The sequence below is a fragment of the Terrimonas alba genome, from assembly GCF_042434975.1.
Classification (GTDB): Bacteria; Bacteroidota; Bacteroidia; order Chitinophagales; family Chitinophagaceae; genus Terrimonas_B; species Terrimonas_B alba.
In genome coordinates, this window is record NZ_JBHMQM010000005.1 from 171,247 (window position 1) to 184,639 (window position 13,393).

11 protein-coding genes are annotated in these 13,393 nt (G+C 41.6%); all 11 read right to left on the reverse strand.

Features of this window, described 5'->3' with window-relative positions:
• Window positions 1-120 precede the first annotated feature (120 nt).
• The 11 genes from ACFEL9_RS15665 to ACFEL9_RS15715 all read right to left on the reverse strand — a co-directional run bounded on the left by ACFEL9_RS15665 (window position 121) and on the right by ACFEL9_RS15715 (window position 13,381).
• Complete coding sequence (locus ACFEL9_RS15665) at window positions 121-1,299, reverse strand: glycosyltransferase (protein ID WP_385891896.1); 1,179 nt, start codon at window positions 1,297-1,299, stop codon at window positions 121-123.
• 54 nt (window positions 1,300-1,353) lie between these two features.
• Window positions 1,354-2,028: an acyltransferase gene (locus ACFEL9_RS15670; protein ID WP_385891898.1), complete on the reverse strand. Its 675-nt coding sequence runs from the start codon at window positions 2,026-2,028 to the stop codon at window positions 1,354-1,356.
• Complete coding sequence (locus ACFEL9_RS15675) at window positions 1,997-2,635, reverse strand: acyltransferase (protein ID WP_385891901.1); 639 nt, start codon at window positions 2,633-2,635, stop codon at window positions 1,997-1,999. The genes ACFEL9_RS15670 and ACFEL9_RS15675 overlap by 32 nt, the downstream gene beginning before the upstream one ends.
• Window positions 2,635-3,825: a glycosyltransferase gene (locus ACFEL9_RS15680; RefSeq protein ID WP_385891904.1), complete on the reverse strand. Its 1,191-nt coding sequence runs from the start codon at window positions 3,823-3,825 to the stop codon at window positions 2,635-2,637. The genes ACFEL9_RS15675 and ACFEL9_RS15680 overlap by 1 nt, the downstream gene beginning before the upstream one ends.
• Window positions 3,826-3,828: 3 nt before the next feature.
• Window positions 3,829-4,824, reverse strand: a complete 996-nt coding sequence (locus ACFEL9_RS15685) for a GNAT family protein (protein ID WP_385891907.1) — start codon at window positions 4,822-4,824, stop codon at window positions 3,829-3,831.
• Between the two features lie 11 nt (window positions 4,825-4,835).
• Window positions 4,836-5,819 carry a hypothetical protein gene (locus tag ACFEL9_RS15690; protein WP_385891910.1) on the reverse strand — a complete coding sequence of 328 codons (984 nt, stop codon included), beginning with the start codon at window positions 5,817-5,819 and terminating at the stop codon, window positions 4,836-4,838.
• Between the two features lie 4 nt (window positions 5,820-5,823).
• On the reverse strand, window positions 5,824-7,617 hold the full coding sequence (locus tag ACFEL9_RS15695; protein WP_385891913.1) for an ABC transporter ATP-binding protein: 1,794 nt from the start codon (window positions 7,615-7,617) through the stop codon (window positions 5,824-5,826).
• A gap of 33 nt (window positions 7,618-7,650) precedes the next feature.
• A complete protein-coding gene (locus tag ACFEL9_RS15700; RefSeq protein ID WP_385891916.1) occupies window positions 7,651-10,347 on the reverse strand; it encodes a glycosyltransferase in 2,697 nt (898 codons plus the stop codon).
• A gap of 249 nt (window positions 10,348-10,596) precedes the next feature.
• Complete coding sequence (locus ACFEL9_RS15705) at window positions 10,597-11,904, reverse strand: glutamate-1-semialdehyde 2,1-aminomutase (protein ID WP_385891918.1); 1,308 nt, start codon at window positions 11,902-11,904, stop codon at window positions 10,597-10,599.
• Between the two features lie 16 nt (window positions 11,905-11,920).
• Window positions 11,921-12,571 (reverse strand): PIG-L deacetylase family protein, encoded by a 651-nt coding sequence (locus tag ACFEL9_RS15710; protein WP_385891921.1) that lies wholly within the window; start codon window positions 12,569-12,571, stop codon window positions 11,921-11,923.
• Window positions 12,572-13,381, reverse strand: a complete 810-nt coding sequence (locus ACFEL9_RS15715) for a sugar phosphate nucleotidyltransferase (protein ID WP_385891923.1) — start codon at window positions 13,379-13,381, stop codon at window positions 12,572-12,574. It abuts the gene before it with no gap.
• Between the last annotated feature and the right edge of the window lie 12 nt (window positions 13,382-13,393).

Consider the following 13,393-nt stretch of genomic DNA (forward strand, 5'->3'; position numbering starts at 1 on the left):
CCGTTCCTTAAATATCAAATGGTATGGCAATTTAAACAACACTTGTGAAGCCGTAACTTTTTAGGGTATATTTTGTGGTAACAAAAAGGATTTGCAGGATGCTACGGCCTGACACATCAATCATACGGAAACAAACGCCTCCTCCAATAACGAATCCAATACTCTTTGATATCCAAAATATGCTTCGACAACATCCCTTGCATTTTTGCAATGTTTTTGGTAATTCCTGTTTACTTCGTGTATGGCGGCACCGATTCCTTCAGCATCGCTAAAGCAAAACAGACCAATTCCTGTTTCAATAAATGATGAAAACCCCGTATCCTGAACAACGACCGGTCTGCCACTCGCCAAATAGCAACAACTTCTTTCACTGAACCAGCCACTATTGGTGATTACGTAGCCATGCTTTGCTATGCTCCATTCTCCTTTGGAAGAACGAATATATTGCTGGTAAGTTTCAGGGCTCTTTGTAATTGCTAAGGGGTCCTCAATTATCCATCCCAGGCTGCTGAGTTTACTTTTAGGGGCCGTTATACTTCCCATTGCAATTTCAAATAATTCATCTATGGATTGAGGCAATTCCAGGTAGGGGTCAAAAGAAGACGACTTCATTCCATATATTTTTCCATTATATTCTCTTGTTTTGTAACTATCCCATTGCATCACGGTAGTCCACTTCGCATTTTGGTCACCGGCAACCATCCTCCATACTTCAGGCACTACAGGTTGCCTGGTAGGCTTCCAGGGAAGATTATCATCAGGGATTGTGCAAGCGGATTCGCCAAAGTTTTCACCAAAAGAAAAAAAGCAGTTGTGTTTTCTTGCCAGTTCGATAGCGCTTTGATCAGTAAGATGGCGAATTTGTGTAAAAACAGGATCCGTGTCCACGAATACTCTAAGCGGAATTTTTTGCAGGAACTTCCTCATGGGGTTCACACCTGAAAGGTTTAAAAAAACATCTGCAGTGTTGCAAAAGTTTTTTACTGCTTTTTCAGACATACCATACCAATTGCCTGTGTATGCATGATAATAGGCCCAGCTATCCTGTAAATCGAATTGAGAGAATATTTGCCTGATAAATTGAACGCCATATGTGGGATCATTTGATAACATGTGAGTAGTGGGGTTGTAACAAGACGGGTAATCATTACTGTCTTCCAGAAAAATGACTTCATGCTTCATTTTTTTCAAACCCAGAATATATTGCAGGTGATGCCATACCAGCCCCCCAAGGGGTCCCCCCACAATATAACCTGCAGCAACAATACGAAGGGGGGCAGTATGGCTGACTTTTATCACAACAGTTTTTATTTTTTGAAAGGGTTAAAAAAATCTTCAATGAACGAGGGTGCTTTATTGCTGCAACATATATTCGCTCATAGCAAAGTTTTTTGCATCAGCTGTATCATCAGCTTCAAGTTTCCGGATAACCTTTGCAGGGTTTCCGGCTACAATACAGTAAGGTGGCACATCTTCTATTACCACAGATTTACTTCCCACTATGGAACCATGTCCCAGTCTTATCCCTGGTAGTATGACTGCGTCGAATCCTACCCAAGCATTATCTTCAATGATAACTGGCTTTGAATTTGATAATATGGGCAATTGTCTTGAAGGGCTGTAAGCCGCTGCTCTCAATAAATTTCTCCGCTGAGCGGGAGAGAAATAGGAAGAATTTTTCCAACTATCTGTTATGACGGATCCCCATGCAAACATGCAATGATTTCCCACCACGATATGATCGCCGCAAATGAATAATGAACCATTAAGGATAGTAAACTCGCCAATTTCAATTTTACCATTTTCACCCACGATAAAACTGGCTCTGTCATAACACCCACTGCCGCTCCCAATCGTCATTGCATCGGGTACGACCGAATTAAAAGCTTCAAAACCATAAGAGGTATCGATAAATGCATGTTCTGAAATTTTTACATTTCCAGGAATGCCTTTTTCAAACCAATCATACTCGAGATAGGTCCGTCCGTTTTCAGCCTTAGAGGGAGTTTGTACGATGTTTTGTCTCATACGGAAATAAAATTTTTCTTGCGGGATTACCTGATGCAATGGAGCCGGCTTCAACATTTGATGTGACAAAGGCGCCGGGCTCAATTACAGCGCCTTCTCCAATATGAACGCCTTTTAAAATGGTGGCATTGAACCCGATCCATACATCGTCTTCAATTACTACCGGTGCTGTTTTTATCAACGGTCTTTTTCGACGGTTGCCAAGCGGAGATAAGGCGATTGTATCAGCCATTCGTGCGGCCGGTGTTATGGGATGAAAATCCGAGTCGGCAATTGTAACACCGCCAGCAATGAAAACATAGTTGCCTATGGTTATTCTTTCAGAACACACCAATGAGGCATTGGCGATATAGCAGTAATTGCCAATTTCGATAAAAGCATTTTCTTCTGCAGCCAGGGATGTTCGCCACAGGGTAACATTATTTCCCAACTTCAGGCCCACCGGCAAGCCGGAGAAATAATGTTTAAAGCAAAAGGAAGAGTCGGCAACAGAGTTTGCTCCTACTTCAATATTAGCCGGGATTTTTCCCGGAAACCAATCACCTGGAATAGTCATACCAGGCTGTAACTGGTAAGATTTATGATCTGTGATGGATGTAGTATTCATTAAATAAGTTTTTCTAGTAAAGAATTTAAGATCTTATTACTGTCAAAGTATTCTTCTGCTATGTCCCGTGCGGCTTTTGCATGTTTCTCCGGGTTTTGGACTATGCTCTCTATGGCATCAATAGCTTCATTCATATTACTAAAGTGGAGGAGTCCGGTACCGGAAGGAATAAACTTTGACCAACCGGTATCCTGTGTCACCACAGGTCGGCTTGCTGCCAGGTAACAGGCTGAACGGCACGAGAACCAACCCGTATTGGCTTTTACATAAGTTTCTTTGGCAACCGAAAACTCGCCTGATGATTTGGCAATAAATTGCTGGTAGCTGATCCAGTTGCCGGCTTCTTTTTCGGGGTCCAGGGTTTTCCAACCATTTTCCTCCATCCAATTTATTTGAGTTGTGTTTTTCGGGCTGATTGTTTTGTTTACAACAATCTCCAATTGCACATCAGGCACATATTGCGGAAGCTGTAACACTTTTTCAAACTCGATATCTTTCTGTCCCCATTCGGCATCATCAAATAAAAGTTTTTTCCCGGCCGACCAATTCATCAACGTAGTAAATACATTGCCTTTATAGTGTGGATACGCAGAAGAATGCCATTTATCAAGGCAGATGGGTTGACGGGTAGTGTGCCAGCGCAAGCCGCAATCGGGAATACGACAATCCGGCGAGCCGATATTTTCCCCGAAAGTGAAATGATAATTGTGGGTCAGCATCATTTCCTGTAACCCTGCTGTGCCTGCTGTAAACATTTGCCGGGACAGGTATTGGATCTGGGTAAACATCGGATCCGAATCAATCAAAACTCTTTTAGGTATCGCCATGTATTCATCCCTCATAAATGTAGAGCAGGAAATATTTATAAATACATCGGCCGTTTTACAAATGGTTTGCACTTTTTTCTCAGTCATACCAAAATACGTACCCGATGCTTCGTCGCGGTAAGCCCATCTGTCCTTCATCCCGAAATAATTCATCACAGAACTTAAATACTCTATCGAAGGAGTGACGTCATCCCAATTGCTGCCTGGTTTTTGAAAAACAGGATATAACCGGGTGTCTTCGATATAGTAAACATCATGTCCTAATAACGATAGTCCAAGGGGATACTGAATATAGTCCCAGGTCACACCACCCGCAGGCAACAGCCCAAGAAAACCTCCTACTATGCATCTAAGTTTTTCCATGTGTTAATCATTAGCACTGATATACCAGTTTGCCGGCGCTATTTCTTTTTTATCAATATTGTTTTTCTCTAATGGATGTATTGCCAATGTGAAATGATAGGCATTTTTTACAAAGCCCAGTTGGCTAACGACTTTTTCTATTGGTGGCGTCGCCAGGATGGCAATTTTTTTTATATGGCCATTTGAATTTTCTGCGGCATCGTTTTCCAGTTGTATCTTGTTACAAGCCGCAGTAAGTGTCATGCGTAAACTATCATCGTTATCTTTTGTGATCATATCACAAATGAGCCATTGTAAATCTTTGGCCTTATAGACTACAGTCAGCAATCCAATCATTTCGTCCTGTTTGTAAACAGCATAGATTTTAAAATCCCCATGGCTTGTTTTCCAGCTCAATGTTTTACTGTTGCGAACAATGGTGGAGGAGTAAGCCTGTGTTGCGTGCGACCATAGTTTATCAATTCCAGGATCGGAAGTGTCTACCTTTTTAATAGTGATATCGGCTGGTAATGAAAATAAATTACTCAACGGAAGCGCCAGGGTCCATAACGGAAACTTATGCGTCATAATAAATGGAAATGCCTGCAATACCCGGCTCCACCTGGGATCTGGTACTATATAGATTAACGATACATTCTGCCGGGATAATTCGTCGGATACTTTTTTATACATCTTTAACATCGGATGCTGGCCCGTAAGTAATGAAGCAATGCCAAATTTTGTTTGAAGACTTTCATGGAGGATTGGGGCAAATGGCCTGTATGCCTTTACTTCTTTCCCCCTTACTGATAGCATAATGGGGATGAAAACAAACTGACCGATTAATTTTTTCTCATCATCATCAAAAGCAACGGCAACGGTTGCATCTCCGAAAGGCGTGTTCGTAAAGCGCCTTCTCCATTCGAGGCTGTCAATGATGTCCCATCCGGAATTTTCACTCCAAAAGTTAGCCATAGCTTCCACATCATCATTGTTGGCCATTCGGTAAGTAATACGCATAACTCAGTTGTTTAGTCATCAGGCATCATATACCACTGTTCGGGAGCAAGCGCATGTTTATCTATAGATTTTTGCAAAGGATAACTGGCAATAGCAAATTGAAAATTGGCAGGTTGATGATTTAGTCCTTCCAGTAGGTTTCGGACAGGTTCGTTCATCATGAATTTTATTTCATCAAACGGAGCTTTAACGCGGTGATCATTTTGAACATGCAAAGCTTTGAGGGAAGCAGTAAATACCAGCTGCAAGTCATCCTTTGTGCGGGCCAGTATGTCTACCAATAATCCATTCTTTTTATAAGCGGCATAACCCATCAGACCCTGTTCATTTCGTATTTCTATTACGATATGATGGCTGATCTTCCATTGTAATCGTTCAGCGTTCCTTACAATGCACAAACTGATTGGAAATTGCCTTGTTGCTTCGGCGAATAATTCATCATAGGATGTATTGAAATGGCGTACGTGGCGGGTTATTAAATTGTTCCCGGAGCAAATAGACCATATTGTTTCATCCATCAGGGAGATACTTCGGCATTCATAGGCAGCCATTTGGAGATCCCACATGCCCTCACGCTGCAATATCTTGAGTGCCCCTATCCAGGCATGGGCCGGCAGGCTATAAAGGATATGATAACCTTTTTCAGTAGCGAATTCAACACTTTTCATCACCATCATTATCACGGGATGTGACCGGCTTCGTAAATCAACCTGTCGAAGTTCAGGATGTAAGATAGGAGCTGACAACCGCACCGCTTTCAATACCTGACCATTCAATATTACCTGCGCCGGAACCAATACAATTTGTCCGAGTACTGTATCTGTTTCATCAGCAGCAACCACTATCAGGCAGGAACCTGATGGTGTGTCAATATACCATTGCGTGAACTGCTCACTGGTAATAGCGCCCCAACCAGAAAAATTTTCCCAGAGCGATAGAATACCCGGAAGATCTTTTTTATCAAAAAGTCGATATGTTATTTGTGCAACCTCCATCCTCTTAAGTTATGTGTTGATATTTATACAGATCGGCATACAAACTTCCCTGCTGCATTAAGTTTTCATGAGTGCCGGTTTCCACTACATAGCCATTCTGTAGTGTAATGATTTGATCCGCATGTTTGATAGTCGATAAGCGGTGAGAAATCAGGAAAATAGTTTTGTCTTTGGCAATCTCAGGCAGTTTTTTAAAGATCCGGGATTCAGTGAGTGCATCGAGTGCAGATGTCGGTTCATCCAAAATAAGAATGGAAGCTTTTTTCAAAAAGGCACGGGCTAAAGCAATTCGTTGTTTTTCGCCGCCAGACAACGAACTGCCCATTTCACTCACCGGTGTGTCATATTGTAACGGCATCCGCATAATAAAATCATGTGCCTGCGCCGCTTTGGCCGACTCCATTATTTCCTGGAAGGATGCCCCTGGTTTTCCGAAAGCGATATTCTCCCGGATGGTCATAGGAAAGAGAAAAGACTCTTGCAGTACCAGCGAGATATTTTCTCTTAAAGAATGTAGCTGTACATTTCGCAGGTCAAAACCATCGATCGTCACCTTCCCTTTAGCCGGATCATAAAACCGGGCTATCATCGAGATCAACGATGTTTTCCCAGCACCGGTAGGTCCCACGATAGCTGTTATTTGGCCAGGTTGTGTACGGAAGTTTATATCCTGTAAAATGACATTTTTTTTACCTGTACTGTCTTCATAGCCGAATTGAACATTTTCAAATGCAATTTCGCCCCGAACATTTTTTAGAGAATAGGGATGGGCTTTTTCTTTTACGATTTCATTGGAGTCCAGTATTTCAAATAGTCTTTTTCCTCTTGATCCAATGATTACCGCCGTTCCAACGGCTGTAGAAAGAGAATTGACAGGTCCGTATAATGCCGTGATATAACCCAGGAAAATATACAGATCACCGGCGGAGAGATTTCCATTCATTCCGCGATAGGCACCCATGCCAATTAATACTGCAGAGGCAAGACCTGTGATCAAAGTAATGAGCTGGTTGTATTTTGTAGATATCCTGGTAGCTTTTTGAAAAGCTTTGCCAAAGTCCCAGGCATGATCCTGCAGTTTTCCGTGCATGTATGATTCACGGGCAAACGCCTGGATGATCTTGATCGAAGAAAGGCTCTGCTGCAAAAACGCAGACAGGTCGCCCTGCTTCTGATATTGGCTCATGGTGGTATCATTCATCGGCCTGCTGAAATAAGCCAGTGTTGCAGCAAGCAATGGCACAACAGCCATAGCAATGATTGCCATCTGCATATCGATGCGTGACATGATATAAAACATGGCGACAAGACAAATCAGCGAAGTAATAGCGGGAATAATGATTTGCGCTACCAGGAAATAAATAACGAAAGCATCACCGGTTACCCGTTGCAGAAGATCTCCAACTTTGTTTTTGCTATAAAAGGATAGCGATAATTGCTGCAACTTGCTAAACAGGTCTACAGAAATATCATATACGAGTTTCTGGGCAAGCCCAACTGTCATATTGCTTACGATTAGGGAAACCAGGGTACCTCCTATCGTAACAAAAACAATTGCGATAATACAAAAAAGCAATAGCTCTCTTTTCCCGTCTGGCATAGTTAATCCTGTTATGTCTTGCAGGAATGCCGGTAGTGGGTGACCTGCCAGCACATTATCAATTACAATTTTAATAGGCAGAGGCTTCACTACTTCAAAACTCACCCCGATCATGGCGACGAGTATCAGCGCTATCAATTTTAGTTGATAATGCGAAACATAACCCAACAGCCTTTTGATGACGCCAATGTTTGTCATATTTGATCAACCGATTAAGGCGAATAAATTGTACTAATTGTTTTCGATAAAGATTTCCAACACTCTTTTTTCCCGGAAGTCCCGCCGTGAATAATTCCTGACAATTTTGTTTTCCTGGACTAAGCTTTGGACATAGGCGACTTGTGACTCTATCATTTTTGTTTCCTGTAGGGAAACTTTTTCCGGGATTGGCATAATGAGGTCTTCATTCACATGCAACGCTTTAAAGGCTTCTGATAAATCATACATCGCCCTCGCCTTATCTGTGAAGTAGGTAATTATTAGCCCTACCGAAAACAAGGCCAGTACGCCACCAGCCAGGTAACTACTATCGAAGAATGCAAGAGAAGATAAAATGCTTAAGACGAAGGTTAATTGAATTCCGGTTGCTGAATACTCGGGCTGACATTTGAAACGCAAAAGTTGTTTGTTGCCGCCGTGTTCTTCAATGGTCAAAAGACCTTTTGCACTGGCGAAAAAGCCGCAGGTTACATGCAGGTCCCACTGATCATACTGTCCACCCCGCCGAACCCGTACTCTTGATTGCAATAAGTTATTTTCAATCTCCTGCAACCATTGTTCAGCTGATTTCCAGTTTTCCGACCAATGCTTTAATGTTAATTTACTTTTGAATAACAAGCTTGGATGAAAACGATTAGATCCTCTCTTGCGCCACGGGGCCAGGCCATGTGCAATGCGGCCATACAACCGTGCGAAGGGTTGAACAATGTGCAATAGTGTGGTCAACCCCCAATATTTCAAATATTGTTTTTTGCTATCAAATTTCTTTGTGCTTAATGACTTTGCTGCGCTGATACCGGCCTGCAAAATTGAAATAGCCAGGGCGATGAATAAAAACGGCAATAGCCATAACAGAGGCAACCAGCTTAATCCAAGAAATGATAAAAAGCATAAAATAAAAACAAGCAGGTACCATTCCGGCATTAACGGAATGCAACTGATAAAGCCGGGTGCTTGTTGATAAACGGATTGAAAAGGCGCCGAGCCCCAAATGCCATGAAAGATTTTGTCCTTCTTCAGTTTAATAGGCAAGGTAATTCCATTTCCATAGATTCTGCCGGCCCATGATAGATGACCAAAGCCATTATATTTTTCGGGCCACTTCGCTTCTAACAATGCTTCGGCTTTTCCATAACCTTTTTGTTGTTTCCAATAAGCTTTCAGCGAATTTCTGCGGTGATGCCATACAAAAGCTGCAGGATGAAAGCCAATCGTTCTGCCGGTATGCTGAATTCGCCAGCAAAGATCAACGTCATCACCTGCTGCCCGGTAAATAGGATCGAAGCCACCTAGTTCAAGTAAGATATCTTTTCGGAAAGACATGTTACAACCAGGTATATGTTCGGCTATTTCATCAGTCAATAAAACGTGAACGGGGCCGCCTGGAGCATTCGCAACACAGGTTGCAATAGGTCCGTCATGTTCCGGTGCTATATTCGGACCACCAATCGCTGCATGCGAAGTTGTTTGATAAGCGTATGCTAAATAACGAAGCCAATCCTTATCCGGGTAAGCATCATCATCAATATATGCAACGATCTCACCCCTGGCTTCTAACATACCGGTATTCCTTGCATTACTAAGACCGCGGTTGGATGTACTGATCAGGCGAACAGGATATTCACTGACGATTTCGGCCAGTTTGTCTTTTGATCCGTCATTGACAACGATTACTTCGTAGCTGGGATAATTGAGTTGCTGTAATCCTTCCATACAGTCACGGATGGTGACCGATCCATTGTAACTGCAAACAACAACTGAGATAAGGGGTAACTCCTGTTCGCTTTGAAATGGAATATCGGCAAATGCTTTCGCTACGGTATCAAGCGCCGGCTTGGGATTTCTTTGTCGGTCCACTAATCCAAAATCCCAGTCTTCAATATCAAACCCACCACGCCACCATTCGTCCGTCCAGGAAAATACAAAAGCGCCGGCTGATCCTTTTGCAAAAATTGTTCTTAGCTGCCAGTTAAGAATTTCAGATTGTTTTTCGACCCCATTGCGCATACTGTCTAACCCGATTTCAGCCAATACTAAGGGACGATCGCCTGTTATATTATGTAGTCGTTGGAGGTAAGCGTTTAATTTTTCCTGCGTCTCCAGGTAAACATTAAAACAATCGAAGTCAAGAAACGGCAATTTTAAATATTCAGTAGTAGGATAGTTTACATACGTTACCAGTCCTTCCGGATCTACTGATTTTACAGCTGCATAAAGTTTATGAAGAAACTGCTCAATTTTTTGTTTCCCATAATAACGTACGATGGGAGCCGGAATTTCATTACCAATCGAATAGCACAGTATGGCCGGATGACCAGCACATGCAGCAACATATTTTTTTGTACTGTTTATTATCGACTGTTTTCTTTCATTGGAATCGAGAAAAGTAATATGTTGTTCCCAGGGTAGTCCCACCATCACCTTTAACCCATATTTCAGAGCAATATCCAACAGCTCAACAGGCGGCGTTGTATAAGTTCTGACTGTATTGATCCCAAACATGGCCATTTGCGAAAAATCTTTTTCAATCATGTTGGTGTCGGGAAACTGGATACCTTTTTCATTTGGACGAAAAGTGCCATAGGTAACTCCTTTGATATAAAATTTTTCATCTCCCAGCATAATAAATTTTCCTTTAACGACGGGGCGGGGTAAAGAGGAATGGCTTGGTGGCTCGGAAATAGAATGCATGGCTTCTTTGATTGACATAAGAATTAGTTTAAGTTTTTTAATGTACCCATGTATTTTGCACAAGAGTGCCCGGCAAGCAATCAAAACTTTACTACAGACAAAGCCTTATCAAAATGTGATAACGAAATAAAGAGGGGCGGTAATTATACTTATATGGTAAGCAAGAGGGGTGGGATAATGTGATACTTAAAGATATGGAATTAATTTACAATTTAATCAAAACGATAAATTTTTTTATTGTTACCAAGAATAGATGAAAGCATTTTGTCAATTTTTTTTTCTGAATACCGGTTGTACTGAGCGGCCATGTAAATATTTTTCAATTCCATCAGTCAATGCTTTTTTATAAACGAGAAGCGCCTCGTAAATTATTTCGATGGTGCGATCAATGTCTTCGTTTTTATGCGAATAACTGACAATTAATGAAGGGAGAATCAACCCGCGCCGGATTGTCTCCTGCAGGAACAACGTGCGGAATAATTGGGATGGTTTACCATTTTCGTCAGCCGTAAAATAAACCAGGTTACTGGCCCTGCCCATTACGCCAAATTGATTCTTTAATCCAATCTCAGCGACAGATTTATTGATTCCATCCGCAAGCCGTTGACCCTGCTGGTATAAAAACCCAATTACATTCTCTTTTTGATAAATATTTATTGTTGCGATCGCTGCTGCTAATGAATGATACTCTGCGCCAAAGGTGGTGGACAACAGAAACACCCGTTCTTTTGAATGATACAGTCCACCTAATTCCATCAGTTCTTTTTTTCCTGCCAATGCCGATACAGAAAAACCATTTCCCATTGCCTTTCCAAACGTGCACAAATCTGGTTCAACACCGTGTAGCTGTTGTGCGCCGCCCAGGTGCAAACGAAAGCCTGTTTTTATTTCATCAAAAATTAAAACAGCACCTTTTTCATGACAAAGTTTTTTTAAATCTTGAAGAAAATTATTTTCGGGTGCCGTTCTTTCTTCTGCTTCCAATATTATTCCTGCAATCTTCCCCGGATATTTTTCAAATAGTTGTCGGGCACTTTCAATGTTATTGTACCGAAAACCCACTGTTAATTCCTGTATAGATTTTGGAATGCCGGCATTCATAGCAGTAGTGCCGATGAACCAATCATCAACGGAAAAAAAGGGGTGATCTGAACAAATAGCAATCAAATCCCTTCCGCTATAGGCTCTTGCCAGTTTCACTGCGGCGCTGGTTACATCCGATCCATTTTTGGCAAATTTAACCATGTCCATACCCGGAACGACCCCGAGGAATTTCTCAGCACATTCCAATTCTATTGTTGCCGGCCTGCCAAAATTTACTCCCAGCAGCATTTGCCTGTAAGCAGCTTCCACAACAGGTTCATAGGCATGACCCAATGTGACGCTTCTCAGGCCCATGCCGTACTCGATATATTCATTACCATCTGCGTCCCATACATGGCAGCCTTTTCCTTTCGTCATTATCGGAAAGCAACCCGGCGGAAATTGGTCATCACCTTTGGCGTAGGTGTGAGATCCCCCTGGAACAAGTTGATGCAGGCGTTCATTTAACAACAATGATTTATCAAACTGCATATTTTTTCTATTTAATTTATAGCAGGATCTTTCTTGCATGAAAAGCTTCTGCATATTTTGTGGTGCAGGCGGATTCCATACCACGAATGCGCATCAAAGCTTTGAAGGTTTCTTCATCAAACCAATGTTTGCCAGCCTGTGATTTGAAACTGTCCAGTATGACTTGTATTTTTTTGTTGGTTTGTTCTTCTGATAGTCGAATAAAAAAATTGGGAACGCCCAAATCACCATCGAATTTTGGAATTTCATATTCCAATATAAAATGCCGCCGAAACGTATTCCAGGTAAAATCAGATAGTATCCTGTGATCCTGGTGCCGGTCGTCGCGGTAGTGAGTAAAAATTAAATCCGGGTCGATTTCATTTTTAAAAGATTCAAACTTTTCTTTTATTTCCAGGCCTGAGTATTGCAAAAAAGCATCCCGGTAATCAAAAACCAGAATTTCTTTTTCTTTAGCGTTTTTCAGGAATGAGGTTGCGCTTGCAATAGCTTCCTTTTTTCTTTCTTCGGTGGATGTAAAGACAATCCATTTAACAAAATCAATGGAGTGACTCTCTAATAAGTGTAACAAAGTGCCGCCACAGCCAATTTCGATATCATCGCAATGTGCGCCGATGCAAAGAATCTTGTAACCAGTTTTTTTTGTGATAAAGGGAAAATTCAACATTTACTTTTCAATAATTAGTTTATGATTATTCGTTCCTCTTTCCCATACCATCCAGGGTGGATTGCCGGCGGCAAATAAGTCGTCAAGCATTTGTTGATCTTTAAATGTGTCCATGCTTGCCCAAAAATCGTTGAACCGGTAAGCGAGCAATTTATTTTCATTGATCAACCGCTGGAAAGGCTGATCGACTAACTCTTCACCATTTTCCAGGTAATTAAATATTTCATTTCTTAGAATAAAGAAACCTGCATTGATCCAGAGGCCCGAGTTTCCAATATGGCTAATGTTTGCCACCCTGTCATTCTCGCCGATTTTTACTACATGATAGCTCTTCGTAGAATAATAAGCCATGAAACTGGCAATGGCATTGTTGTAGTTAAAATGATCGATCATATCCGGCAGGTGCATGTTGGTGAGACCATCTGAATAGTTGGCCAGGAAAACTTCTTCACCTTCAAGATAAGGTTGCACTGCTTTTAAACGGCTGCCGATATTAGAAGAAATGCCGGTATCTACAAACGTAATGGTCCAATCATGAATGTCTGAGTTCAACAACTCTAATTGTGCGCCCCCATTGCGGTAAATAAAGTTATTGGAAATGTATTCGTCGTACTTAACGAAATAATTTTTTATATAATCTGCTTTATAACCCAGGCAAATAATAAAATCCTTATGCCCATAATGCGCATAGTATTTCATCAGGTGCCACAAAATAGGGCGGTAACCTATTTGAGCCATTGGCTTAGGGATTTTATCCGAATAGTCTCTTAGTCTTAATCCCAATCCTCCGCAAAAAAGAACAACTTTCATTTGATTGTTTTT

Coding starts and splice junctions, on each gene's coding strand:
- ACFEL9_RS15675 (WP_385891901.1), bottom strand. CDS start 2,635: ATGAATACTACATCCATCACAGATCATAAATCTTACCAGTTACAGCCT.
- ACFEL9_RS15685 (WP_385891907.1), bottom strand. CDS start 4,824: ATGCGTATTACTTACCGAATGGCCAACAATGATGATGTGGAAGCTATG.
- ACFEL9_RS15680 (WP_385891904.1), bottom strand. CDS start 3,825: ATGGAAAAACTTAGATGCATAGTAGGAGGTTTTCTTGGGCTGTTGCCT.
- ACFEL9_RS15690 (WP_385891910.1), bottom strand. CDS start 5,819: ATGGAGGTTGCACAAATAACATATCGACTTTTTGATAAAAAAGATCTT.
- ACFEL9_RS15715 (WP_385891923.1), bottom strand. CDS start 13,381: ATGAAAGTTGTTCTTTTTTGCGGAGGATTGGGATTAAGACTAAGAGAC.
- ACFEL9_RS15695 (WP_385891913.1), bottom strand. CDS start 7,617: ATGACAAACATTGGCGTCATCAAAAGGCTGTTGGGTTATGTTTCGCAT.
- ACFEL9_RS15700 (WP_385891916.1), bottom strand. CDS start 10,347: ATGTCAATCAAAGAAGCCATGCATTCTATTTCCGAGCCACCAAGCCAT.
- ACFEL9_RS15670 (WP_385891898.1), bottom strand. CDS start 2,028: ATGAGACAAAACATCGTACAAACTCCCTCTAAGGCTGAAAACGGACGG.
- ACFEL9_RS15705 (WP_385891918.1), bottom strand. CDS start 11,904: ATGCAGTTTGATAAATCATTGTTGTTAAATGAACGCCTGCATCAACTT.
- ACFEL9_RS15710 (WP_385891921.1), bottom strand. CDS start 12,571: ATGTTGAATTTTCCCTTTATCACAAAAAAAACTGGTTACAAGATTCTT.